The 24,540-nt window shown below is 59.1% G+C and carries 18 protein-coding genes and 3 pseudogenes; 7 read left to right on the forward strand and 14 right to left on the reverse strand.

The genetic code is table 11. The annotated features are described in order from the left end of the window. Positions 1–446: 446 nt before the first annotated feature. On the reverse strand, positions 447–2,000 hold the full coding sequence (locus tag GAO09_RS21840) for an RNA-binding protein (RefSeq protein ID WP_153357490.1): 1,554 nt from the start codon (positions 1,998–2,000) through the stop codon (positions 447–449). 212 nt (positions 2,001–2,212) lie between these two features. Here GAO09_RS21840 and rtcR point away from each other — a divergent pair, with 212 nt between their 5' ends. Further along, positions 2,213–3,832 carry an RNA repair transcriptional activator RtcR gene (rtcR, locus tag GAO09_RS21845; protein ID WP_153357493.1) on the forward strand — a complete coding sequence of 540 codons (1,620 nt, stop codon included), beginning with the start codon at positions 2,213–2,215 and terminating at the stop codon, positions 3,830–3,832. A 63-nt stretch (positions 3,833–3,895) separates the two neighbouring features. On the opposite strand, the gene GAO09_RS21850 is transcribed toward rtcR, so the two are convergent. After that, the gene (locus GAO09_RS21850; protein WP_209018787.1) at positions 3,896–6,325 is read right to left on the reverse strand and encodes a glucose/quinate/shikimate family membrane-bound PQQ-dependent dehydrogenase; all 2,430 of its coding nucleotides are present in this window, start codon (positions 6,323–6,325) and stop codon (positions 3,896–3,898) included. A gap of 346 nt (positions 6,326–6,671) precedes the next feature. Then, the gene (locus GAO09_RS21855; protein WP_209018791.1) at positions 6,672–7,118 is read right to left on the reverse strand and encodes a MarR family winged helix-turn-helix transcriptional regulator; all 447 of its coding nucleotides are present in this window, start codon (positions 7,116–7,118) and stop codon (positions 6,672–6,674) included. Positions 7,119–7,174: 56 nt separating this feature from the next. Here GAO09_RS21855 and GAO09_RS21860 point away from each other — a divergent pair, with 56 nt between their 5' ends. From GAO09_RS21860 to GAO09_RS21875, 4 genes are read left to right on the forward strand one after another with little or no spacing between them, the layout of a single operon-like run. After that, positions 7,175–7,939, forward strand: coding sequence for a DUF899 domain-containing protein (locus GAO09_RS21860; protein WP_153357602.1), 765 nt, complete (start codon positions 7,175–7,177; stop codon positions 7,937–7,939). Between the two features lie 41 nt (positions 7,940–7,980). Then, on the forward strand, positions 7,981–8,445 hold the full coding sequence (locus GAO09_RS21865) for a DUF1579 domain-containing protein (protein ID WP_153357603.1): 465 nt from the start codon (positions 7,981–7,983) through the stop codon (positions 8,443–8,445). Between the two features lie 51 nt (positions 8,446–8,496). Further along, the gene (locus GAO09_RS21870) at positions 8,497–8,970 is read left to right on the forward strand and encodes a DUF1579 domain-containing protein (RefSeq protein WP_153357498.1); all 474 of its coding nucleotides are present in this window, start codon (positions 8,497–8,499) and stop codon (positions 8,968–8,970) included. Between the two features lie 44 nt (positions 8,971–9,014). After that, entirely contained in the window at positions 9,015–9,827 is an 813-nt protein-coding gene (locus GAO09_RS21875; RefSeq protein ID WP_153357500.1) for a VOC family protein, read from the forward strand. Positions 9,828–9,992: 165 nt separating this feature from the next. Here GAO09_RS21875 and GAO09_RS21880 read toward each other — a convergent pair whose 3' ends face one another. The 4 genes from GAO09_RS21880 to GAO09_RS21895 all read right to left on the reverse strand — a co-directional run bounded on the left by GAO09_RS21880 (position 9,993) and on the right by GAO09_RS21895 (position 13,828). After that, entirely contained in the window at positions 9,993–10,376 is a 384-nt protein-coding gene (locus GAO09_RS21880; protein ID WP_153357503.1) for a DUF779 domain-containing protein, read from the reverse strand. A gap of 261 nt (positions 10,377–10,637) precedes the next feature. Continuing rightward, a complete protein-coding gene (gene adh / locus GAO09_RS21885) occupies positions 10,638–12,146 on the reverse strand; it encodes an aldehyde dehydrogenase (protein ID WP_153357506.1) in 1,509 nt (502 codons plus the stop codon). Positions 12,147–12,334: 188 nt separating this feature from the next. Next, complete coding sequence (locus GAO09_RS21890; RefSeq protein ID WP_235938372.1) at positions 12,335–13,297, reverse strand: helix-turn-helix domain-containing protein; 963 nt, start codon at positions 13,295–13,297, stop codon at positions 12,335–12,337. Positions 13,298–13,618: 321 nt separating this feature from the next. Beyond that, positions 13,619–13,828 (reverse strand): hypothetical protein, encoded by a 210-nt coding sequence (locus GAO09_RS21895; protein ID WP_153357509.1) that lies wholly within the window; start codon positions 13,826–13,828, stop codon positions 13,619–13,621. Positions 13,829–14,064: 236 nt separating this feature from the next. Here GAO09_RS21895 and GAO09_RS21900 point away from each other — a divergent pair, with 236 nt between their 5' ends. Beyond that, complete coding sequence (locus GAO09_RS21900) at positions 14,065–14,817, forward strand: sulfite exporter TauE/SafE family protein (RefSeq protein ID WP_153357512.1); 753 nt, start codon at positions 14,065–14,067, stop codon at positions 14,815–14,817. A 10-nt stretch (positions 14,818–14,827) separates the two neighbouring features. Here the strand turns inward: GAO09_RS21900 and GAO09_RS21905 are convergent, their stop codons facing one another. After that, the gene (locus GAO09_RS21905; protein ID WP_153357514.1) at positions 14,828–16,294 is read right to left on the reverse strand and encodes an EAL domain-containing protein; all 1,467 of its coding nucleotides are present in this window, start codon (positions 16,292–16,294) and stop codon (positions 14,828–14,830) included. 337 nt (positions 16,295–16,631) lie between these two features. Then, positions 16,632–16,825 (reverse strand): annotated as a pseudogene (locus GAO09_RS21910) (alpha/beta fold hydrolase); the annotation flags it as partial. A 65-nt stretch (positions 16,826–16,890) separates the two neighbouring features. Here GAO09_RS21910 and GAO09_RS21915 point away from each other — a divergent pair. Further along, positions 16,891–17,229, forward strand: a pseudogene (locus tag GAO09_RS21915) (methyl-accepting chemotaxis protein); the annotation flags it as partial. A gap of 132 nt (positions 17,230–17,361) precedes the next feature. Here the strand turns inward: GAO09_RS21915 and GAO09_RS21920 are convergent. The 5 genes and pseudogenes from GAO09_RS21920 to GAO09_RS29710 form a co-directional block, all read right to left on the reverse strand. Further along, positions 17,362–20,151, reverse strand: a complete 2,790-nt coding sequence (locus GAO09_RS21920) for a bifunctional aconitate hydratase 2/2-methylisocitrate dehydratase (RefSeq protein WP_153357517.1) — start codon at positions 20,149–20,151, stop codon at positions 17,362–17,364. A 281-nt stretch (positions 20,152–20,432) separates the two neighbouring features. Next, positions 20,433–21,050: a biliverdin-producing heme oxygenase gene (locus GAO09_RS21925; RefSeq protein WP_153357520.1), complete on the reverse strand. Its 618-nt coding sequence runs from the start codon at positions 21,048–21,050 to the stop codon at positions 20,433–20,435. A 32-nt stretch (positions 21,051–21,082) separates the two neighbouring features. After that, positions 21,083–22,396 (reverse strand): HlyD family type I secretion periplasmic adaptor subunit, encoded by a 1,314-nt coding sequence (locus GAO09_RS21930; protein WP_153357522.1) that lies wholly within the window; start codon positions 22,394–22,396, stop codon positions 21,083–21,085. Further along, positions 22,383–24,137 (reverse strand): type I secretion system permease/ATPase, encoded by a 1,755-nt coding sequence (locus GAO09_RS21935; protein ID WP_153357607.1) that lies wholly within the window; start codon positions 24,135–24,137, stop codon positions 22,383–22,385. The genes GAO09_RS21930 and GAO09_RS21935 overlap by 14 nt, the downstream gene beginning before the upstream one ends. A gap of 112 nt (positions 24,138–24,249) precedes the next feature. After that, positions 24,250–24,540, reverse strand: a pseudogene (locus GAO09_RS29710) (hypothetical protein); the annotation flags it as partial.

A 24,540-nucleotide genomic window follows, 5' to 3' on the forward strand; every position in this document is an offset into this window, starting at 1 on the left:
GTCGAACCGGGCGGGATTTGAACCCGCGACCTATGGATTGACTGTAGTTCCCAAGGCATTCGCCATGCATTTCCATTTCTGTCCTTATCAGTGCGGCGACGAGGTTTTGCGAAACGTGAGGCGGATGTCTCCGCCCAAGCGTAACGGGCTGTAGTTTCGCAGGCATTCGCCGCTTCATTTCTTTCATTCCGGTCATGGCGACTAAAAAATCAGAAGAAACATTTTCGGATCAAAGCGATGTAGTTTCTTCCGGCATTCGCCATGCGATTTCAGATTCGTCCGTGACGACGAAAGGTGGTGGAACGCCTGCTCTACCGCTGAGCTACGGGACCATGAATTGGAGGACCCGGCGGGATTCGAACCCGCGACATGGAGATTAGGAGTCTGTAGTTCCATCCGGCATTCGTCACGGTGTCCTGCGCCTTTCACAAAGGCGCAGGACGTTTTTAAAGATCGATCGCCTCGATCCGGCGCAGCCACTCGTCCGGGCCGGATTTTCCGGCCGCGAAGCTGGTGATCGCACCATAAACGGCATCGGAGAAACCGCCGATGTTGAGCACATCCGCGCCCTTTGCAGGGGTCTGGACATAGGGCTGGATATCAAGGCAGACCAGCTTTGCAGCCGGGTTCAGCCTCTTGATCCGCGCCCATTCGCTCATCATGCCGGTGGCTTGGCCACCGCCCCGCGCATCCATCCAGGACTGGTTGTCCGAGACGAAAACGACGAGATCGACCTTGGCCTTTTCATCGGCCAACAGCTTCAGCGGAGCGGAACAATTCGTTCCACCGCCACCGACGGCTGCCAGCTTTGCGGCATTGGTCATGACGCTGTCGCGACCGTTAAGCTGCACGCGCACCACGTGGTTCTCGAACGGCAACACCCGCGCAAAACGGTTGCGCCGCAGGAAGGAGGCGGCCACGAGTGCCGCAACATCGATGCATCGCACCATCGAGGTCGCGCCTGGACGATAACCGGTCACGGGCGAACCCATGGAGCCGGAGACGTCCGGGCAGACCACGACATTGCCGCCGAAGGTCGGCACGGTAGAGATTGCGGCCTCCATCGCATCCTGCAGCGCATCGGCAACGACCGACGGGATCGTGTGCCCCGTCATCTGCCAGGCGACCAGCAACTGATAGGGAAACACGCGGGCCTTCCGCACCGTTTCCGGGTCGGAAAGCTTTGCCGCCAGCTTTTCAGCCACACCCGGCACCTCGAACACGCCCTTTCGGGCAAATGTGTTGAGGTTCTGGCGCACCATCTGCCACGAGCCTTTCAGCGCAACCTCGGCCCACTGTTCCTTGCTCAGGTCGAGCGAGGTCAGCATCTGGAACGGCACCGGCGGCAAGGCCAATGTCGTATCCCGCTTGAACGCTTCGAACGCCTTCACCTCGGCCGGCAACGCCGCCACGTCATAAGGCTTGCCGATCGCCCAGGCGTAAAACGCCGCGCGCTCAACATCCTTCGGCTTCGGGTGCACCATGCGGATCACATCGGCCAAAGACGGGTCGTTACCGACCATGGCCTGCAAAAGCTGTCCCACCGTGCGGCTTTCCAGCCATGCCTGCACCATCTTTTTCGGCCGCGTCCCGAGCGATTTACGCCCGGTCGTGCCGGACCGCATGACAGCCACGAAGCCGCGCAGCATCTTGCCGCTCTTCACCACACGCGGGAAGGCGCGGGCAAAGGCATCGCTTTCAAGGCCGGAAAGCATGGCCAGCAGCATGACCGGCATGTCCTTCATATGACCCTTTTCGGCGGCATAGATCGCAAGCTTTGCCAGAAACTCCGGCTCGACTTCGGCTGCCAGCTTCACCACGCCATCCAACTGCTCGCCGGCACCGGCATAAAAGGTGTCGTTGAACGTGCCGGTGACGGCGTACTGAGCGAGCGCCTCACGAGCGCTCAGCGCATAGGCCGGTGCAGCTTCGTGGTTGACGGTGTTCGCGACAGGCAAGAGCTTGCCGAGATAGGATTTGAAGATTGCCTTGTTGACCATGGCAGCACCTCTTTGTTTCGGTTCTGCCAGATACATTTCAAGACGCGTGCCAGTTTGATGTCAGAGCAGAGAAACAAGCCAAAAATTCTTATTATCCCATTGATTTTAAATCGAATAAAAAATCGACATTATCGACATATACAAAAATTGCCAATTTCCACAATGCACCGTATCTTATCTCTGAATATACATTTTATAAATTTGGATAAGTCATGAAGCGCCGTGTCGCCATCAGCATTCTCGGAAGCAACCTCGATATCGGCAAACGCGAGGATCGCTGGAACCGCTGGCGGCCGAATGTCGGCCTTACCCAACAGCCAGGCCTGTTTTTCGATCGCGTCGAACTGATCCACGACACAAATTTCGATCGACTGGCGCAAACGGTCGTCGGCGATATCGAAACCATTTCTCCCGCCACCGAGGTGCGCCTGAACACTATCGATTTTTCCGACCCCTGGGATTTCTCCGAGGTCTATACAAAACTACGCGATTTCGCCCGTGCCTATGATTTCGATCCGGATGCGGAAGATTATCTCGTCAACATCACCACCGGCACGCATGTGGCGCAGATCTGCTGGTTTCTGCTGACGGAAGCCCGCATCATCCCCGGGCGGCTGCTGCAGCTGTCGCCGCCGCGGGATCGCGAGCCGGGTCAGGATTATGCCGGCACGCATGCCATCATCGATCTCGACCTGTCGCGATACGACGAGATCGCCACCCGTTTTGCCTCCGAGCGCGACGAAGCAACATCCTTCCTGAAATCCGGCATCTCCACCCGCAATCCGGCCTTCAACCGCATGATCGACGAGATCGAACGCGTGGCGATGCGCTCCACCGCCCCCGTCTTCCTGACCGGTCCGACGGGTGCCGGAAAATCGCAACTGGCTAAACGGATTTACGAGCTAAAAAAGGCGCAGCGAAAGGTCACCGGCCCCTTCGTGGAAGTGAACTGCGCCACGTTACGCGGCGATCAGGCCATGTCGGCTTTATTCGGCCATGTGAAGGGCGCCTTTACCGGCTCCTCGGGCGAACGAGCAGGATTGTTGAAATCCGCCGACAAGGGCGTGCTTTTCCTCGACGAGATCGGCGAACTCGGCCTTGACGAACAGGCCATGTGCCTGCGCGCCATCGAGGAAAAGCGCTTCCTACCCGTCGGCGCCGACAGGGAGGCATCCGCCGACTTTCAGCTGATCGCCGGCACCAACCGGGACCTGCGTGTGGAAGTGCAAAAGGGCCGTTTTCGCGAGGACCTCTACGCGCGCCTAAACCTCTGGACCTTTCAGCTGCCCGCCCTTCGTGAACGCAAGGAAGACCTCGAGCCCAATCTCGATTTCGAACTGAAGCGTTTTCTTGAACGCGAGGGCCAGAATGTGACGTTCAACAAGGAGGCCCGCGAGCGTTACCTCACCTTCGCCACCGGACCGGAAGCGGCATGGAGCGCCAATTTCCGCGATCTTTCCGCCTCCGTCACCCGCATGGCGACGCTTGCGCCGCAGGGCCGCATCACTGTCGACGTGGTCAGTGACGAGGTTTTGCGCCTGAAAACAGCCTGGGGGCTCGATATGCCACAAGAAGCGTCAGACGCATTGCTGCTCGACATTCTTGGGTCCGACCGTGTGGCCAATCTCGATCTGTTCGAGATGGCGCAACTGGCATCCGTTCTGAAAACCTGCCGGGAGCACTCCTCCGCAAGCGCTGCCGGACGTGCGCTTTTTGCCATTTCCCGGCTGGAGAAAAAAAGCTCCAACGATGCCGATCGGCTCAAAAAGTATCTGGCGCGTTTCGGGCTGAAATTCGAGGATGTTCACAAGGTGGCGACACCGGCCCGGTAAGCGCCCAACGAAAAATGCCCGGCTCATCACCGGGCATCTGTTTTTCACGACTTCGACCGAGACTTAGTTCGGCAGAGCGTAGGCGATCACGTAATCGCCGCGATCCGGCGACTGGCGGGCACCGCCGGCCGAGATGACCACATATTGCTTGCCGGTCTTCGGCGACTTGTAGGTCATCGGCGTGCCCTGGCTGCCGACCGGCATGCGGGCTTTCCAGACTTCCTTGCCTGTCGCACTGTCGAAGGCACGCAGGTAATAATCCTGGGTGGCCGCGAAGAACACGAGACCGCCCTGGGTGGCCAGCGAACCGCCGATGGTCGGCATGCCGATCGGGATCGGAACGCCCATCTTGATTCCGAACGGGCCGGTATCCTGCACCGTGCCGAGCGGCACCTGCCACTTGATCTTCTGCGTCTTCATGTCGACGGCGGTCAGCGAGCCGAAAGGCGGTTCCTGGCAGGGAATGCCCAGCGCCGACAGGAAACGGTTCTTGTTGACCGCATAAGGCGTGCCCTTCATCGGCACCACGCCCATGCCGGTATTGACCGCTTCGCCACCGTTGGAAACGGCGTTAGTCGGTGCTGCTTCCGTCATCTGCACCCACAGGCCGAGGCGCATGTCGTTGAGGAAAATGGTGTTGGTGGTCGGATCGGTGGAGATACCGCCCCAGTTCAAGCCGCCGAGCGAGCCAGGAAAGTTCAGTGCCAGATCGGTACCCGGCGCGGTGAAGACGCCATCATAACGCATGCCCTTGAAGGCAATGCGGCACAGAAGCTGGTCGAAGGGCGTTGCACCCCACATGTCGCTTTCGGTCAGCGTCTGCGCGCCGATCTGCGGCATGCCGACCGACATCGGCTGGGTCGGGGAGTATTTTTCGCTCGGAATGTTAGCCGGCTTGACCGGAACCTCATCCACCTGCGTCAGCGGCTTGCCGGTGGCGCGGTCGAGAACAAAGATCTGGCCGGCCTTGGTGCCGAACACCAGTGCCGCAACCGTCGTGCCATCCGGTTTCGAAAAATCGATGAAGGACGGCTGCATCGGCACGTCAAAGTCCTGCAGATCGTTGTGAACGGTCTGGTAGACCCATTTTTCGCGACCGGTCGTGGCATCGAGCGCCAGCATGGACGCACCATATTTGTGGTCGAGATCACTGCGGGTCTTGCCGTAAAGATCCACCGACGGGCTGCCGACCGGCATGAACACGGTGTTGGACGCGGCATCATAGGACATCGCGGCCCAGACATTCGGCGTCGAACGCGTATAGGTCTGGCCTTCCGGCGGCAGGCTGGTGATGTCCGGGTTGCCCGGATCAAAGGCCCAGCGCAGCTGGCCGGTAATGACGTCGAAACCGCGCATGACACCGCCCGGCATGTCGACCTGGACGTTATCGGCAATACGACCGCCAACGACAACCGTTGTGCCGGCAAGTGTCGGCGCGGATGTCAGAACGTAGCTCGGATCAGCGGCTTCCCCCAGACCAACCTTCAGATCGGCACGGCCATTGATACCGAAATCCGGGCAGAAAGCGCCGGTGTCGGCATCGAGCGCGATCAGCTCTGCAGTGATTGTGTTCATCAGGATGCGGCGCTGGCAAAGCGCACCTTCGGCAACGATCGCCGGGGTGACCGGTGTCGAGCCGTCAGCGGTCGGCTGGACGAGCGGCTGCGTGGCATCGAAATAGGCAAGGCCACGGCAACGCATCCACACCGACGACTTGGCGTTGATCTCGTTTTTCCAGATTTCCTTGCCAGTATCGGCATCGATGGCGATGACATTGTTGTGCGGCGTGCACAGGAACACGCGGTCGCCTACCTGAAGCGGTGTCAGCTGATCTTCGGCGCCATTACCGCCGGGGCTGATCGGCGTATCACCGGTATTGTAGGTCCAGGCGACCTGAAGATTGGCGACATTGTCGCGGGTGATTTGATCAAGTGCCGCAAAACGCGAACCACCGGGCGTATTGCCATAGGCTTCCCAGTTCTTCTGCTCTTTCGCCGGATCGACGGGCGTCAGCGCGGCCGGCGTGCCGGTGAAGGCGACGGTCGGATGCGGCACCATCATGCTGGCAAAACCGGCAGCGGACGCAACAGCGAGGACGGCCGCGAGGGCGAAGGACGGCAGAGTGGCGGGTGTCTTGCCGGCCGCCTTGCGCAGCAGCGGGAAGGACAGCGCGATCACGGTTGCACCGACACCGAAGGCGAGAAGGCGCGAGATCAGCGGCCAGAAATCAAGCCCGGCATCCCAGACCGCCCAGATTACCGTGGCGATGGTGACGACACCGAACAGAAGCGCGCCGGATGGCTTGCGCAAAATGGTCAGCGCACCGGAAAGGATGAGGCCGAGGCCGGCCAGCAGAAAATACCAGCTGCCGCCGAGTGAAAGGAGCTTAGTTCCGCCAACGGCGAAAAACAGGCCCGCAAGAACGAGAACGGCACCGAGCACGAACAGCCAGACCTTGGCTATCGCGGACAGGGCGCCCTGAGAGGCTTTCATTTTATCTCTAGCTCCAGTTTTGGATAGGACAGAGTCTACAAACGAAGCCCTCGGCGGCATCAGGAGCGGGAAACAGGATCAATTGCACTTAACCGTTGCTTCAGTCGAAGGAGCGCCGGCGGCTTGCCGGCTCACTGAGCGAGCGGCGGGTCGGGAGCGTCCTTGCGAGGACTTCGTGGACGCCAATTGCACCCTCCCCTGCGCAAATAACGGCGAGCAGATTGAAGCCCGCGCATGCGGTATAATGCCGCCTGCGACAAAATTGCAAGAGAATGTATGTACTATTTCGTACACAAACTGTTCACAGTTTCTGCGAACCTGCGAACATGCTGCTATTTCAGTGTTTTCAGCGGATTGGCAGAAGTGTACGGCGGATCGTATCGGCGCCGCCTTCTCCCAGTTCCAAATCGATTTCACCATGCACCCGCGTCCAGATCGGCAGCGCCGCCGTCAGCATCGCCATGCCGTTATCGGTGAGGGTGAGAAGCCGCCCGCGCCTGTCCTTCGGATCGGCCTCGCTTTTCACCAGCCCACGCCGTTCGAGAATTTTCAGCGCCGCCGTCAGCGTCGTACGGTCCATCGCCAGCAGGTCGCAGACGGATTTCATCGTCGCCGGCACCGGCCGGTTGAGCGACATCATCAGCGAAAACTGGCCGTTGTTCAGCCCGATCGGCTTCATCGCCACATCGAAACGGCGGGCCAGCGCCCGCGCCGCTCTTTGCACATGAAGACACAGGCAGGTGTCGCGCACATGCAGCGTGGTGGAGAACGGGATCGAATCGATATTTGACAGCATGGCATAATCATGTTGATATCAACGTAATCTGTCAAGGAAGAGGAGGCCCGATGATGGATGCGACCGTTTCCGTAAAGACCGAACCCGACAATGCCGTGGTGACACGCGACGAATGGCACGATGCGCGGCTGAAACTGCTGGAACTGGAAAAGGAAGAAACACACCTGCGTGACAAGGTACGCGCCGCTCGTCAGGCCCTGCCCTGGGTGAAGGTGGACAAGGATTACACCTTCGATACGCCTTCAGGAAAACGAAACCTTGCGGATCTGTTCGATGGGCGCAGCCAGCTGCTCGTTTATCACTTCATGTTTGGTCCGGGCTGGAAAGAAGGCTGCGTCGGCTGCTCCTTCATGGCCGACCATTTTGACGGCACCCTGCCACATCTCAGCAATCACGATGTCACATTGGTGGCGATCTCGCGCGGCACGCTTGCCGAGATCGAAAACTACAAGAAACGCATGGGCTGGCATTTTCCCTGGCTGTCGTCCAACGGAAGCGACTTCAATTTCGACTATCATGTCTCCTTCACCGAAGACGACATGAAGGGGGATAAGATCACCTATAATTTCCGTGAAATCCCCCCGAGCGAAGGTTACGAAGAATTGCCGGGGCTGTCGGCATTCTACAAAAACGAAAACGGCGACGTCTTCCACACCTATTCCACCTATGCCCGTGGTTCAGAAGAAACAATCGGCACGCTGATGCTGCTCGACCGCGCCCCGCTCGGGCGCAACGAAGCGCAGACGATGAATTTCGTCAAACGCCACGACGAATACGAGCAGAAACCCGACACGACGGCTTCATCCTGCTGCCATTGAGGCGGCTTAAAGTCTGGACAAAAGGGAGAAGAAACATGACCATGATCATGGCAAAGCCCCGCGCCGAACACGCGTTTCTGGAAAGACTGGTCGGCACCTGGGACGTCACTTCGGAAATGAGTGGCGATACGCCGTCGGTGGAGACTGTCCGCTCACTCTCCGGAATTTGGGTAATTGCAGAAGGCCGTGGCGACATGCCGGGCGGCGGAGGCCCGGCCACCACAGTGCTCACCCTCGGCTTTGATGCCACCAAGGACAGATATGTCGGCACATGGCTGGGATCGATGATGGACAATCTTTGGGTCTATGACGGCGAGGTCGAGCCGGATGGCCGGACGCTCAGCCTTTACACCACCGGCCCGTCGATGAGCGGCGAAGGTTTGGCCGACTATCGCGAGCAGATCACTTTTCTGACCGATGATCACCGCACCTTCACCTCCAGTGCAAAGCAACCCGATGGCACCTGGAAATATTTCATGGAAGCCCATTATCACCGCAAGGCCTGAAAACCCACCGATACACCGCCCACCTGCTCGAACCACAAAAAGGAGAGAACGATGAGCGAAACCTACATGTATAAACCGCAGGCCGAACATCTGGCACTCGCCCGCATGGTCGGCATCTGGGATGTCAAATCATCGGTCACGGGTCCCGATGCGCGCTGGACCGAGACATGCCGTTCGCTGGATGGCATGTGGTATATTGCCGAAGGCGAAGGTGATGTGCCAGGCGGCACCGCCAAGACCATCCTCACCGTCGGTTATGACCCGGACAAGGGAAAATATGTCGGCACATGGCTCGGTTCGATGATGGGCATGTTGTGGACCTATGAAGGCGAGTTTTCAGCCGACGGCAAGACGCTCAGCCTCTACACGACCGGCCCGGATTGCGAGATCGAAGGCAAAACCGCCGATTATCGCGAGCAGATCGTGTTTCAGGACGACGACCACCGCCTTTTCACCTCGGCAACAAAACAGCCGGACGGCAGCTGGAAGACATTTCAGAATCTGGATTACACGCGCATACGCTGAGCTTGAACCGAAGATGACCCGCAGACAGACGGGAGGAGAGATCAATGTTGCAGACCGCTACCAAGACAAGATCCGAGACGCACGGCAAGTTCATCTGGACCGAACTGATGACATCGGACACGAGTGCTGCCGGTGAATTTTATTCCGCCGTCATCGGCTGGAAGGTGACGCAGGTTCCCATGCCCGATCTGCCTTCCTATTTCCTGTTCGAGATGGGGGAGGGCGACAATTGCCCCGGCATTGGCGGCATGATGCATTTCCCGCCGGAACTGGAGGGCCAGATTCCTCCGAACTGGACGGGTTACGTCGCTGTCGATGATGTTGACGAGACCTGCCGCGATTATCTCGCCAATGGTGGACGCGTGCAGCGCGAACCGGAAGATATTCCCGGCATTGGCCGTTTTGCCGTGGTGGCGGACCCGTCCTGCGCGGTTCTGTGCATCATGAAACCGATCCCGCCGGAAAACCCGCCGCGTGAACTCGGCCCCTACGATCCCGGCAATGTTGGCTGGCGCGAGCTTTATGCCGGAAACGGTGAGGAGGCGTTTGAATTCTACTCAAAAATCTTCGGCTGGACGAAGGACAACGACTACGACATGGGCCCGATGGGTACTTATCGTGTGTTCGCCCATGGCGGTGATATGACCGGCGGCATGATGACGAAGCCGGAAGGCGTGCCGATGTCCTGCTGGTGTTATTATTTCATCGTCGATGCGATCGACGCGGCAATCGAGCGCGTGACGGCCGGCGGCGGCCAGATCGTCAATGGACCGGTGGAAGTGCCCGGCGGCAGCTGGATCGTGCAGGCCCTTGATCCGCAAGGCGCATTCTTCTGCCTGTCAGCGGGAAAGCGCTGAGCCCTACCCCGATCCAGGGCACTAGAACGCCGTGGGACGACCGGCAACGGGTATAAGCGGGGCCATCCACACGGCCCCCGCTGAAGCCGCATGTCGATCAACCGCTGTCTTTTCCGTTGCGGTCGTCCCGCCCGGGTCAGGAGGCGCCCCGGGTCGTCGTATCGATCAAGCCCGGAAGGCCGGCACAGTACATGCCTCCCCACCGCCGAACATGCGCGAGCGGGTGAGGAACCGTTTTTCGCGACCGTTATCCAGCGAAAACATGCCACCTCTGCCCGGCACCACGTCGATGATCAGCTGTGTGTGTTTCCAGGCTTCGAATTGGCTGGCGCTAATGAAGACCGGCACGCCACCGATCTCGCCCAGCTTCACGTCATGATCGCCTACGATGAAATCATCCGCCGGATAACACATGGGTGAAGACCCGTCGCAACAGCCACCAGACTGGTGAAACAGGATCTCCGGGTAATCCGCCTGGATTTCGGTAATGAAAGCAAGTGCTGCATGCGTGGCGGTGACGCGCGGTTCGCCGTTGATGGTGGTTTCCATAAGAATCCTTTCTGGATGACGGGGCGGCAACAGGCCTTTCGGGTGCCGCAGCACCTCATCTGGCTCGCTTTCGCTCCGCCACCTTTTCCCCGCCAGCGGCTCTGGGTCGGAGCAGATCGCCGACGATCGAGCCCGGAATTTGCCCCGCCGTGGCGAAAATGGTGGCTTCGAGAACCGGAGCGGAGTGGACTTGAAGTCCATGAGCACCGGAAGCGCAGAAGACGCCATTTGCAGCCCGGCAGGACAAATTCAGGCCGATCGTCAGAAGAAGCCGAGCTTTTTCGGGCTGTAGCTCACCAGCATATTCTTGGTCTGCTGGTAATGGTCGAGCATCATCTTGTGGGTCTCGCGACCGATACCAGACTGCTTGTAGCCGCCAAACGCCGCATGCGCCGGATAGGCATGATAGCAATTGGTCCACACGCGGCCGGCCTGTATCTCGCGGCCGAAGCGATAGGCGCGGTTGCCATCACGCGTCCACACACCGGCACCGAGGCCATAAAGCGTGTCATTGGCGATGGAGAGCGCTTCCGCATCGTCCTTGAACTTGGCCACGGAAACGACCGGCCCGAAAATTTCTTCCTGGAAGACGCGCATCTTGTTGTGACCGGCAAATACGGTCGGCTTGATGTAATAACCATTGGCAAGTTCGCCACCGAGATCGTTGCGCGTGCCGCCGGTCAGCACTTCCGCGCCTTCCTGTTTGCCGATGTCGAGATAGGCGAGGATCTTTTCCATCTGTTCGGTGGATGCCTGAGCACCGATCATGGTGGCGCTATCCAGCGGATTACCCTGCACGATGGCTTCGACGCGTTTCACTGCCCGCTCCATAAAGCGGTCGTAAATGCTTTCATGCACCAGCGCGCGGCTCGGGCATGTGCAGACCTCGCCCTGGTTGAGCGCGAACATCGCAAAGCCTTCCAGCGCCTTGTCGAAGAAGTCGTCGTCCTCGTTGGCCACATCGGCAAAAAAGATGTTCGGCGACTTGCCGCCCAGTTCCAGCGTGACGGGAATGAGGTTCTGGCTGGCATATTGCATGATCAGCCGGCCTGTCGTCGTCTCACCGGTAAAGGCAATCTTGGCGATGCGCGGGCTGGATGCCAGCGGCTTACCGGCCTCAAGACCAAAACCGTTGACGATGTTCAAGACGCCCGGCGGCAGGAGATCACCGATGATTTCAGCCCAGACCAGCAGCGAGGCCGGTGTCTGTTCGGCCGGCTTGATGACGACGCAATTGCCGGCGGCAAGGGCGGGCGCCAGTTTCCAGGCAGCCATCAGGATCGGAAAATTCCACGGAATGATCTGGCCAACGACGCCGAGCGGCTCATGGAAATGATAGGCGACAGTGTCGTTGTCGATCTCACCGATCGAACCTTCCTGAGCGCGAATGCAGGAGGCAAAATAACGGAAATGGTCGATGGCGAGAGGAATGTCGGCCGCCATCGTTTCGCGGATTGGCTTACCGTTGTCCCAGGTTTCAGCCTGCGCCAGAACCTCAAGCTTGTCCTCCATCCGCTGCGCGATTTTCATCAGGATGTTGGAGCGTTCCGCCGGCGCGGTGCGGCCCCATTTGTCCTTCGCCGCATGGGCAGCGTCGAGCGCGGCGTTGATGTCCTTTTCGTCGGAGCGCGGGATTTCGCACAATTTGCCACCGGTCACCGGGGTAATGTTGTCGAAATATTTGCCGCCAATCGGCTCTTTCCATTCACCGCCGATATAATTGCCGTATTTCAGCTTGAACGGCGACTCTACGATTTTCTGATGCAGCATGGAATTATCCTCCCTGATATCCAGCTTCACAATCGCGACCGACCACAAGGGCCGCGCTTGGGAGGAAACTTGCGCTCCGTCATGCCTGACGAAAAGCAAGGCAAACCGATATGGCGGCGCACAGTGTCGCACGCCTGCGACAGTCGCTCCGCACAAACCCTGCCGCAATGCGGCAATTGGCGTTCAGGTCAATGCAGGCCGAAACGCTTCATCTTGCGGTGAAGGGTCGCGCGGCTCATGCCGAGTGCTATGGCGGCCTGCGAGACGTTGCCGTTGGCACGCGAAAGCGCACGCGTGAGAGCGGCACGTTCTGCCTCCACGAGGTCGCGCGCGCCATCAGCCGCATTCTCGTCCAGCGCATCGGCGGCCGGGATGCCGGCGGCGATGCGGATATCGTCAAGCTTCAGCGCAATCCGCGCGGCGCGCGTGGCGCCGATCACCATGTCGTTGCGATCGACCGCGATGAGCGCTGCGGCATTGTGGGCGGCCTGCGGCACCATAAGAAAACGGGCGCCGGGAAACGCGGAGCGAAAAAGATTGAGCTCGATCCGTAAAGCCGCATCGCGCACTGTTTGCGAAATGATCGACAACACCGTTTCGTTGACGTCTTCGCGGCAGGTGGAAATATCGAGTGCGGCGGCCAGTTCCCCGCGATGATCGCGGATCGGCGCCGTGGTGCAACTCAGGCGAATGTTCGACGAGAAGAAATGCTGGTCGCGAAAAATCGAAACGGCACGTTCGTCGGCGAGCGCCGTGCCGATGCCATTGGTGCCGATACTGGCTTCGGTCCAAACGGAAGAGGTCCACAGGCCGAGATCGTGAAAAGCCTTGTCGTCACCGGCGGCACCCCGGCGTTCCAACGCCACACCGTTTCTGTCGGTCAGAAGGAGGCAGCAGCCGGATCGGCCGACCGTGGAAAACAGCCGGTCGAGTTCATCAGTTGCCTCGGCAATCAGCCGCTCTGATGCCTGCCGGGCACGCAGGAACTGCGTTTCGGTTAGTCGCACCGGCCGACGGTCATCCTCCGGTGCCAGATGGTGCATGACCATGCAGCGCCGCCATGAGGCGACAACGGGAGAACTTGCAGCGGCCGCGTTGCCGGCGGCACTGGAATAGACGTGGTCGGCATGCGCCATCGGTTGCAACGTCATAGGCGCACCCTGTTCTGGCCAAAAATGGCCTTCAAACCGTGCATCGGGTCCTCCTCCGCGAAACACGCCCCCAAGGAACGAGGGTATTTTTCCGCAAATTAGCAAGTGACGCGATTGTCATCAAGAGGCACTTCCAGCCAGCCATGAAAGACGAGTGCAAAAAGAAATGGCCCGCCAGAAGCGGGCCGAAAGAATTGTGCTGAAGTGAAAACCCCGTAAATTCGGTCAGGGTGCCGGAGCCTTCGTTGACTGATGTTGTTTGCCGACCGAAGTGCTTAAATAGACAATGATCTCAAAGCATATTTGTTCCGGATCGGCATTTTAGAACTGCATTTCAGCTGATGTCCGCATGGAACCAGCATGGCGGGCAGCAACCAGATGCGCCAGATCTGACGCCAGCTCCGCTTCGCTCGGATCTCCGGCCTGCCACATGCGCAGCAGTTCCTGCGCAGCGACGATCGCCAGAGGGTCATCCAGCGACACCTGGTTCTGTTCGCAGAATTGATCTAACACTCGACGTAACACGAGCATGTGCCTCTCCATGGGGCGCGCGATGAATTTCAATGCGCCACATTTGGAAGACGAAACGGACGGCAATAAGGTTTCAGCGCACACATCACGTCAACATCGGATCACAAAGGCGCTAGAGCCGCGTGAAACGGTTTCGGGCGTGATGGTCATGAAAACCGACATGCTTCGATCCTTCTCAAACTGTTGGATGGCTAAGCGGGCTTGAGCCCTGATGCGCCAGCGTGAGATAAGTAGGCATGAGCGACCTGACCCTTGCCTTTCTCGCCGCCTTCACCGGCACATTCCTGATCGCCGGCCTAGTCAAGGGTGTCACCGGCATGGGGCTGCCGACGGTTGCAATGGGCCTGCTGGGCGCGCTGATTTCGCCGGTGGCGGCAGCCGGATTGCTGCTCATCCCCTCGTTCGTCACCAATGTCTGGCAACTGGTTTCTGGACCAAACCTTTCGACTGTCATACGGCGCCTTTGGCCGATGATGGTCGCTATCCTGATTGGCACGATCCCGACCAGCGAATTGCTCAGCGCCGACACCGCCTGGACGGGCAGTGCGCTCGGCTGCGTGCTGATCGCCTATGCACTCTATACCCTGTTCGGTCGCCAGCTTTCGGTCTCACCCGCCAGCGAGCGCTGGGCGTCGCCGATGGTCGGCCTGTTAACCGGCCTTGTCACCGGCGCAACCGGCGTTTTCGTGGTGCCGGCAGTGCCGTATCTGCAGTCGCTCGGTCTTTCCCGTGATGATCTCGTGCAGGCACTTGGTCTGTCCTTCACCGTCTCGACCATTGGGCTGTCCATTGGGCTTGCCGCGCATGGAAGCATTGGTTTTGGCAATCTTGCCCTGTCGGCGGTGGCGATCGCACCCGCACTTGTCGGCATGTGGGCCGGGCAGACACTGCGACACCGCATCAGTCCCGTCGCCTTCCGCCGCGGTTTTCTGATATGTATAGGCCTGCTTGGCGCGGAACTGGCGCTGCGCCCCTTTTGGCAGGGATAAGTGCGCGATTTCAGGCCTTGGCGCGGCTCAGCATCACCACGCCGCTATCATGGCGCTGCAGGCTGGTCTCGACATAGTCGATAAAATCGGCGGCCGGCATCGGCTTGGCATAGAACCAGCCCTGGCAGAATTCGACACCATGATCGAGCAGGTATTCGGCCTGCTCGCGGGTCTCGACGCCTTCTGCAATGATCGACAGGCTGAGCGATTTCGCCATTTCGATGATATGCGCAATCACCGCGCTGGTAGCGGTCTGGCGATTGATCGCATCGACGAAGGATTTGTCGATCTTCAGCGCATCGAGCGGCAGGCTCTGCAGATATTGCAGGCTGGAATAACCGGTGCCGAAATCGTCGATCGCCACCGAATAACCGCGGGTACGCGCCTCGGCGATTGTCTTGCGGGCTTCGTCGATATCCATCAGGCCACGCTCGGTCGCTTCCAGCCAGATCTGATCATTGGCGAAACCGTGGTTTCCAAGACGATGCCCGACCGTTTCAAGTACGCGACCGGTCTTGAAATCGTCGGCCGCAAAATTGATGGCAACATGCAGGGAACGGTGCTTGCGAAACAGCGGTCCCAGTTCCCGACCAATCGCGTCGATAACCTGATCGGTGATCGGACGAATGAGGCCGCTTTGCTCGGCGAGCGGAATGAAAAGATCGGGGCGCACAAGCGTGCCATCAGGCCGCTGCCAGCGTACAAGTGCTTCCGCACCGACGCAAAGACCGGATGAAAGCTCGATGATCGGCTGATAGTGAACGACAAACTCACGTTTGCGCACGGCAATCGCCAACTCGCCCAATGGCGACAGGCGCTTGCGCGACATACGGATGACCAGGGCGATGATGACAATTGTTGCAAATGAGCCGAATGCCAGGAATAGCCAGTGCTCCTGGGTAAACAGGCCGAACAGACCATTGGTGGAACTGACGGCGACAGCGGTCCAGCCATCCTTGCTGTGAACAGCATAGATGCTTTCACCCTCGGTGCCTTTGGCTGTCTCGCGGCCCAGCTTGTCGGTAAAATCCGTATCCGGTGTATTCAGGGTGGCGGTAACCGCGCCATTGGGGGCGGTAATCACAACCGAGGCGCTCTGATCGGCCAGCACCTCTACCAGACGGCCAGCGTCAACCAAAGCATTATAGGGTCCGACCTGCACAACACTCATCGGATTGGCACCGGTGACGAGCGGCACCACATCGACCCAGGCCTTGATATCCTTGTCTATGACGAAATCCGGCGTCAATTCCTTGACGACCCGGCTTTCGCTCCCCCAGGACGTGCATTTGAGAGCACCATCCTCGATATAGCCGATTTCCTCAACCGTGCGGGAATTGATCACCAGGCGGCGCATTTCGCCGATATGCGCATCCGTGCAGGATATAAACCTGCGGCCTCCCAATGTTCTCAGGGTCGACGCGGCATCTGTAAACGACCGCTCGGCGCGTGTCGCAGCCTGGGCGGCGATAGTCATCAGCCGATCTTCTTCTACGCGTAACGAGAAGGACCAGGCGGAATAGATTGTCAAACACAACGGAAGCAATGCACCGAGAAGGGCCAGGATCGTGGCTTCGAGAATAACACGCGATCGTTTCAAAGCCGCTACGCCCCCATGCGGTTGTGCAACAATCGCTAGAGGGAAGTTATTAAAACAACGTCTCCAGAATGCGGAAAATCGACTATTTCAAAGTATTTTCAGCAGTTTGTAATATACAATGTCGTTGTTTTCGGCATGTATGCATGCAGCTTGGCGCACATGCCGCAGTTACAAAGGGTGCGGCAATTGTCACGCCGCACCTGAATTCTTCTGATTATGCTTCAACAAATGCCAGAAGATCGGCATTCTGCACATTGGCATTGACGGTGAGCATGCCATGGGAGAAGCCTAGATAGGTCTTTAGCTGGCCGTTTTCAGATGTTTGGCCGATTTCCTCGCTGAATCCGCAATCGGAACGATCTGGTCGTCTTGCCCGTGCAGCACCAGCTTCGGAACGGAAATCCCCTTCGGTTGTGTTCTTGGGGGATGCAGCCTCGGTCGCGACTGAGCGAGGTGGAAATTGCCAGAGCGGCGACGCCATGCAGCAGATCGAGCATTCATCCGGTGAGATGAGCAACATCATCGGCGATATCGCGTTCTAGACCAAACTTCTGGCTTTCAATGCCGGCGTGGAAGCCGCACGCACAGGAGACGCCGGCAAGGGATTTGCCGTCGTGGCGCACGAGGTGCGTGAACTCGCCCAGCGCTCGGCCAATGCGGCCAAGGAGATCAAGGAGATCAAGGTCCTGATCACATCCGGCAGCCATGTGGAGCAAGGGGGCAATCTGGTCGGAGAAACGGGAACGATGCTGGAAGCGATCGTCTCCAAAGTGCATGAGGTCAACCGCCATGTCCGCGCCATCGCAGAAGCGTGACGCGAGCAATCGCTTGGCCACCAATTGGTCTGGTCGGAATTCTGATCTCGACCATCACGTCTTTCGAGACATGACGATACCCCGGGGGAGGATTTGCCTCCCCGGGGTATCGTAAAAAGCTCAAGAGCTTCAGTAGTGAACAGACAGGCTGTCGATAGGTGTCGTCTTCGGAGGCGCGAACTTCGTCAGGTTGATGCCTTCAACGGCAGAGCGATACTCTTCCATGTTGGGCGTACGACCGAGGATCGCCGACAGCACCACCAGCGGCGTGGAAGCGAGCAGAGATTCGCCCTTCTTTTCCGCCGTATCTTCCACCACGCGGCCCTGGAACAGGCGGGTCGAGGTGGCAAGAACGGTGTCGCCCTTCTCCGCCTTTTCCTGGTTGCCCATGCACAGGTTGCAGCCCGGACGCTCGAGATAGAGAATGTTCTCGTATTCGGTGCGGTTAGAGGTTTTCGGCTTCAGGTCGTCGAATTCGAAGCCCGAATATTTCTGGAGGATTTCCCAGTCGCCTTCGGCCTTCAGCTCATCGATGATGTTGTAGGTCGGGGCGGCGACGACGAGCGGCGCCTTGAACTCGACCTTGCCCTCGGTCTTTTCGATGTTCTTCAGCATCTGGGCAACGATCTTCATGTCGCCCTTGTGCACCATGCAGGAGCCGACAAAACCGAGGTCGACCTTCTTGGTGCCGCCGTAATAGGAAACCGGGCGGATCGTGTCGTGGGTGTAACGACGCGAGACGTCGGCATTGTTGACGTCCGGGTCGGCGATCATCGGCTCGTCGATGAGATCGAGGTCGACAACGACTTCAGCAAAATATTTCGCATTGTCGTCCGGGGTCAGCGCCGGCTTTTCGCCCGAGCGGATTTCCGCGATACGGCGATCAGCCTTGTCGATCAGGCCCTGCAGCGTCTGCGTGGCATTGTCCATGCCCTTGTCGATCATGATCTGCATGCGCGACTTGGCGATTTCCAGGCTCTCGATCAGCGTCTCGTCTTCAGAGATGCAGATCGACGCCTTGGCCTTCATCTCGGCCGTCCAGTCGGTGAAGGTGAAGGCCTGGTCGGCCAGCAGCGTGCCGATATGGACTTCGATGATACGGCCCTGGAAGACGTTGTCGCCGTGCTGCTTGAGCATCTGCGCCTGCGTGGCATGCACCACGTCGCGGAAATCCATATAGGGCTGCATCGTGCCCTTGAAGGTGACCTTGACCGATTGCGGGATCGGCATGGTGGCTTCGCCGGTGGCAAGCGCCAGCGCCACGGTGCCACTGTCGGCACCGAAGGCAACGCCCTTCGACATGCGCGTATGGCTGTCGCCGCCGATGATGATGTCCCAGTCGTCCACGGTGATGTCGTTCAGGACCTTGTGGATGACGTCCGTCATCGAATGGTAGACGCCCTTCGGGTCACGCGCGGTGATGACGCCAAAATTGTTCATGAAGGACATCAGCTTCGGGATGTTGACCTGAGCCTTCTTGTCCCAGACGGATGCCGTGTGGCAACCCGACTGATAAGCGCCATCGACCAGCGGCGAAATGACGGTGGCCGCCATCGCTTCCAGCTCCTGCGCGGTCATCAGGCCGGTGGTGTCCTGCGAACCGACGATGTTCACGGTGACGCGGACGTCAGAACCGGCATGCAAAACCTTGCCCGGCGTTACGCCGACGGCATTGCGGTTGAAGATCTTTTCGACCGCGGTCAGTCCCTGGCCTTCGATGGCGATTTCCTTGTTTGGCGCAAAGACCGGCGTCGCCTCGACACCCAAAGTCTGGGCGGCAAAGGTCTGCAGCTTCTTGCCGAACACGATGGCGTAGGACGAGCCCGCCTTCATGAACTCCATTTTTTGGGGCGTGAAGGCGCTGGCGACATCGACCAGCTCCTGGCCGCTCTCGTCCGTGAGTTTCTTGTTCTTGGCGTCGATCTTGAGGACTGTGCCGGTCTCGACCGAATATTTCTGCTCGAGGATCGGGTTGCCATCGTTGTTGAGGATCGGCTTGCCGTCTTCGCCGAGCTTCTTGACCCAGTTCTTCAGGTTGATGCCGATGCCGCCGGTCACGTCTACAGTGGTCGCGAAGATCGGCGAAATGCCGTTGGTACCGGCAACAACCGGTGCGAAATTGACGAAAGGCACATAGGGGCTGGCCTGCTTGCCGGCCCAGAGCGCGACGTTGTTGACGCCGGACATGCGTGACGAGCCGACGCCCATCGTGCCCTTTTCGGCAATCAACATCACGCGCTTGTCAGGATGCTGCTGCTGAAGCGCGACGATTTCCGCCTGCGCTTCCGGCGTGATCATACACTGGCCATGCAATTCGCGGTCGGAGCGCGAATGCGCCTGGTTGCCCGGCGACAGAAGGTCGGTGGAGATATCGCCTTCGGCGGCGATGAAGGTCACAACCTTGATCTCGTCTTCGACGTCAGGAAGCTTGGTGAAGAATTCCGCTTTCGAATAGCTTTCAAGAACGTCCTTGGCGATGGCATTGCCAGCCTTGTAGGCATCACGCAGACGGAACATGTCGGCGTCGTAGAGGAAGACCTGCGTCTTCAGGACCTCACCGGCTTCCTTCGCGATCGCTGCGTCATCGGCGAGCGCGACGTCGAGCAGCACTTCGACCGAGGGACCGCCCTTCATGTGCGACAGCAGTTCCAGCGCAAAAGCCGGCGTGATTTCCGGAACGGCCGTTTCGCCGAGAATGATCTTCTTCAGAAACGCGGCCTTCGCACCGGCGGCGCTGGTGGTGCCGGGAAGCGTATTGTAAATGAAGAATTTCAGCGCGTCGGCACGATATTCGCTGCCGGCATCATTGAGGATTTCGATGATTTCGCCGGTGAGAGCACCGTCATCAATAGGCTTGGGAGCAAGCCCTTGAGTTTTTCTGCTTTCGATCTCAGCCAGGTAATCCAAGTACAGGTTCATTGCAGTCCCAACATCATGAGTTTCATGGTGCTGAAACGCAGCACCACCAACGGCACCATTAATCGGCCCGAGGCCTTCAGGGTCTGGAGTACGTCAACCAGCGCCGTGTGACAAGATACCGCAGACCAGTAAAAAAAGTGGTGTTTCCGGTTCATATTTGGGCATAGGGCACTTCGGCCCGCGCGACGCCATGCGAATTCGCGCGGGGAGAATGCCAGCTTTTCCATCGCACCCGATGGCTGACGTACAGGACCTGGAAGCCTGGCGGCAAGGACCGACGGTCACTCGATTTCGGGAAAACAGTCTTTTGCAAGTTTCTGAACATGATTGAAGGCAGCTGATGCCTCCCCAATGACCTGCTGTTCATCTTCAGCCGTCAGGGCCACCTGATCTAGCGCCGCCGTAAAGGTTTTCCAATGAAGCCCGCGTCCTTCGGGTGCGCCAGCCAGATGCCGCGCGCCATGTGCCTCATTGAACCCGAGGGCCGCCGCATATTTCAGGAGAAATGCAGCGCCGAGATTGGAGCCTTCGATCACGTAAAGCCAACCGAGCCCTTTCGGCCGCGGCAGTGCTGCCCCTCTTTCAAACAAGGGGGCAACCGATGCCACAGGCGCCACGCCCAGATCCACAAGATCCTGCTCGACCAGATCAAGCCGCCTTCGGCCCTGCAGATCGGGAAGAAGCCGGCTCATGGCCTCGTCAAAGAACAGTGCGTCTAAATCTCGATGCAGTGCATGCTGCATGCGCAGAAAGCGGCCATAAGACTGACGGTCCCGAAACGGATTGGCTCGCATGATGAAGCGGTCCAGCGTTTCATGCGCGGCATGGGTTGCCGCTTTCAGCCTTTTGGTCCGGCTTTCGGTTTCGGAAGCGATCCGCTCGGCCTCTATCGTCGTCATGTCTTGGTCCCCTTGCTTAAAAACGTGTCATGTCATTCCTCCCGGAACGCTCGTGCGATCTGGTCCGACAAAGGCTTGACGAGATAAGACAGCGCCGTGCGATCGCCGGTCTGGATCATCGCCTCGGCCGGCATGCCCGGCAAAAGGACCAGCCCTTCCAGCTTGGCCAGTTCTGACGGCGGTAATGATAAACGCACGAGATAATAGGATTGCCCGGTCCGCTGATCGGATGTGAGGTCGGCTGCAATCCGGCTGACGTGACCGACGAGTTCAGGCGTCATGCGCAGATTGAAGGCCGACATGCGCAGCATCGCCTTCTGCCCGGGCCTGATCTGGTCTATGTCCTTGGGAGCGATCTGCACCTCCAGCGCCAGATCTTCGCCCCCGGGGACAATCAGCATGATCGGATCAGCCGCGGCTACGACACCGCCAACCGTGTGTACGGCCAGCTGGTGAACGGTGCCCGATTGCGGCGCGACGATATCGATGCGGCGCAGTTCGTCTTCAGCTGCGACCCTGCGCTCCGTATATTCACCGATCTGTGCCTGCACCTCCCTCAACTCACTGCCGACTTCCGTCCTTATGTCCTGATCGACCTGCAGAATCTGCATGCGTGTCTCGGCGACACGACCTGCCGTCTGGGCCTGATAGGCTATCTTTTCGCCGCGTTCGCCACCAAACGTGGCGACCTGCGTCTTGAGGCCATTGAGACGTTGATCTGAGACGATGCCCTGCTGCCGCAGCGAGCTGAGCGTCTCTATCTCGGTTTTGAGAACATGCATGCCTTCCGAGAACGCCTCTTCCTGCGCTTTCAATCCATCGATCTCGTGCTGGTATTGGCTGATGCGCTCGACGAGCTGTGCCTTCCTGCCCTCTCGTGCCTCGCGCCGGAATTCGAACAAGCGCGTTTCACTGTGGATCACGGACGCGACAGCAACGTCACCGGCGCGTTCGGTCAGTTCGGATGGAAAGGTGATTTCACGCAGGTCGTCTCGTTCCGCCTCCAGACGCGCTAGGCGAGCATTCAATTCGTCCAATCTCCGGTTCACGATACCGAGATTGGCGCGGGTCTGCGTTGCATCGAGACGCATGACGATATCGCCACCCTTTACCCGGTCACCTTCCTCGACGCGGATTTCGCCGACAACACCACCCTTGGGATGCTGGACCTTTTTGACATAAGACTCGACCACGAAATGTCCGGGTGCCACGACAGCGCCGGCCAAACGGGTCATCGAGGCCCATGCGCCCGCCCCGCCGGCAAGCACGAACGTGCCGATCAATCCGGCGCTCAGGTGCAATCGGATCGACCGGCTCACACTGCTGTCGAGGCTATTTCCCCTCATCCTTGACCTCCCCCTCACATACGCCGGCAGGTTGAACCTGATCGTTCGTTTGCGCCTGCGACGCGGCACCCGTCACGACACGCAGCGACGTCACCCCTAGACCGGTTGCCTGGAATGCCGATGGTTTGGTGAGGTTCCCGCTTTTTGCCTTCAGCACTTTCAAAAGCACTTCCTCACGAGGGCCACAAGCAATCTGTCGTCCGCCATCCAGCATCAGCACCTGATCAACCGCGCCGATGGCGCTGGGGCGATGTGCGATAACGACAACGATACCTCCGCGTTGACGCACGGCAGTGATCGCGTTGACAACGGCAATTTCGCCTTCGGTATCGAGATTGGCGTTGGGCTCATCAAGGACGATCAGAAACGGATTGCCGTAAAGCGCGCGGGCAAGACCGATCCGCTGCCGCTGGCCGGCTGATAGGGCCATTCCCGCTTCACCCACAGGTGTTTCATATCCCTGCTCGAAACGAAGGATCAGCTCATGGGCCCCAGCCGCCTTTGCCGCCGTGACAACAGCGGCAGCGTCGGGGGAAGCATCAAGCCTGGCAATGTTTTCGGCAATCGTTCCATCGAACAGTTCGACGCCCTGCGGCAGATATCCGATATGTCGGCCGAGTTGCGCCGATCCCCATTGATCAAGGCCGGCGCCGTCAATGCGAACCTTGCCCTGCGTCGGCGCCCATGCCCCAACAAGAACACGTGACAGGGTTGATTTTCCAGAGCCGGACGGCCCGATGACACCCAGTGCCTGACCTGCAGCGATCGAAAAGGCCACGCCGACAACAGTCGGTCTTTTTCCCCCGGGCGGAATGATCGTCACCCCTTCAACCCTCAGATCGCGCTCCGGCGCAGGCAGGGCCATTGGCTGCGCTGCTGCAGGCAAGGCCGCCAGCAGTTCCTTTAACCGCGACCAGCTTTGGCGGGCCATGAGGAAGGGCTTCCATCCGGCGATAGCCTGGTCCACCGGCGCCAACGCCCTGCCCATCATGATCGAGCTTGCAATCATCACACCACCGCTCGCTTCCTGCGACAGGACAAGATAGGCACCCACCGCCAGAATGGCCGATTGCAGCATCATGCGCAGTGATCGCGAAATGCCGCCCAAGCCGTTCGCCACGTCGCCCGCACGGCGGTTTGCCAGAAGATAATCGAGATTGACCTTCTGCCAGCGCGTCCGCACCCGATCTCCGAGACCAAGCGCCTGGACGATTTCCGCGTTTCGTCGCGCCGATTCCAGAAGCGCGTTGCGGGCCATGTTGTGGGCCACGGCGTCGCGGATCGGCTTTTTCGACATCAGGTTGGTGAGCAGGGTCAGGGCAGCGAGCACGATCGCACCGATCAGGGCCGTCATGCCGATCCAGAAATGGAAGAGAAAACATATGCCCAGATAAAATGGCATCCAGGGCAGATCGAACAGGGCGGTCAGCCCGTTGCCGGACATGAAAGCGCGGACATTATCAAGATCACGCAATGGCTGCAGGCCATCGCCGGGCATGCGGTTTACCAGTGGCAGCCGGATGACGGCGTCATGCGCAGCCCCCGAAATCTGCTCATCGAAGCGCTCGCCGATACGCAGGAGCACACGTGCGCGAATAATGTCGAGCAGCGACTGGAAGAGATAAACGAAGCCGGCGAGAACACACAGACCGACGAGTGTCGGCATGCTGCCGCTGGAGAGGACACGATCATAGACCTGCAGCATGAACAACGGCGCGTTGAGCGCCAGTATGTTGACCATGCCGCTGATCAGCGCTACGCCGACAAACGCTCGCCTGAGGGAGGAAACGACCGCCGCAGCCCTTGGCTGCGGCGGCGTTTGCTGTGGGGCTACCAACACTACAGCAGGTTCCTCAGGCGACGTCTGCGAGCGCGGCAGAACCGAAGTAGAAGTCGTCAGCGGTCAGGCTGGAAAGCTCTACGCCCTGCAGCGTGATCGTGCCGAGCGCGCCGAAATTGATCAGCGTGTTGGCACCGCTCTGCGACGAGGCCGCATAGACTTCCGCGAACGTGTCGAAGGCCGTGCTCTGCAGTCCAGACAGATCGATAAGGTCGACGCCTGCACTGAAGCCGGTCACGGTATCGTTGCCGATCGATGCGGAAAGAGCGCCGTCGATATCACGATCGAAGACAAACCAATCGGC

The organism is Endobacterium cereale, assembly GCF_009617585.1.
GTDB lineage: Bacteria > Pseudomonadota > Alphaproteobacteria > Rhizobiales > Rhizobiaceae > Neorhizobium > Neorhizobium cereale.

Excerpts from the sequence above, each read along its gene's own strand:
- GAO09_RS21930 (WP_153357522.1), bottom strand. The coding sequence starts at position 22,396 with ATGAGGGGAAATAGCCTCGACAGCAGTGTGAGCCGGTCGATCCGATTG.
- GAO09_RS21925 (WP_153357520.1), bottom strand. The coding sequence starts at position 21,050 with ATGACGACGATAGAGGCCGAGCGGATCGCTTCCGAAACCGAAAGCCGG.
- rtcR (WP_153357493.1), top strand. The coding sequence starts at position 2,213 with ATGAAGCGCCGTGTCGCCATCAGCATTCTCGGAAGCAACCTCGATATC.
- GAO09_RS21850 (WP_209018787.1), bottom strand. The coding sequence starts at position 6,325 with ATGAAAGCCTCTCAGGGCGCCCTGTCCGCGATAGCCAAGGTCTGGCTG.
- GAO09_RS21905 (WP_153357514.1), bottom strand. The coding sequence starts at position 16,294 with ATGACTATCGCCGCCCAGGCTGCGACACGCGCCGAGCGGTCGTTTACA.
- GAO09_RS21880 (WP_153357503.1), bottom strand. The coding sequence starts at position 10,376 with ATGGAAACCACCATCAACGGCGAACCGCGCGTCACCGCCACGCATGCA.
- GAO09_RS21865 (WP_153357603.1), top strand. The coding sequence starts at position 7,981 with ATGATCATGGCAAAGCCCCGCGCCGAACACGCGTTTCTGGAAAGACTG.
- GAO09_RS21840 (WP_153357490.1), bottom strand. The coding sequence starts at position 2,000 with ATGGTCAACAAGGCAATCTTCAAATCCTATCTCGGCAAGCTCTTGCCT.
- GAO09_RS21895 (WP_153357509.1), bottom strand. The coding sequence starts at position 13,828 with ATGCTCGTGTTACGTCGAGTGTTAGATCAATTCTGCGAACAGAACCAG.
- GAO09_RS21860 (WP_153357602.1), top strand. The coding sequence starts at position 7,175 with ATGGATGCGACCGTTTCCGTAAAGACCGAACCCGACAATGCCGTGGTG.
- GAO09_RS21900 (WP_153357512.1), top strand. The coding sequence starts at position 14,065 with ATGAGCGACCTGACCCTTGCCTTTCTCGCCGCCTTCACCGGCACATTC.
- GAO09_RS21920 (WP_153357517.1), bottom strand. The coding sequence starts at position 20,151 with ATGAACCTGTACTTGGATTACCTGGCTGAGATCGAAAGCAGAAAAACT.
- GAO09_RS21875 (WP_153357500.1), top strand. The coding sequence starts at position 9,015 with ATGTTGCAGACCGCTACCAAGACAAGATCCGAGACGCACGGCAAGTTC.
- GAO09_RS21890 (WP_235938372.1), bottom strand. The coding sequence starts at position 13,297 with ATGACGTTGCAACCGATGGCGCATGCCGACCACGTCTATTCCAGTGCC.
- GAO09_RS21870 (WP_153357498.1), top strand. The coding sequence starts at position 8,497 with ATGAGCGAAACCTACATGTATAAACCGCAGGCCGAACATCTGGCACTC.
- GAO09_RS21935 (WP_153357607.1), bottom strand. The coding sequence starts at position 24,137 with ATGGTCAACATACTGGCGCTCAACGCGCCGTTGTTCATGCTGCAGGTC.
- adh (WP_153357506.1), bottom strand. The coding sequence starts at position 12,146 with ATGCTGCATCAGAAAATCGTAGAGTCGCCGTTCAAGCTGAAATACGGC.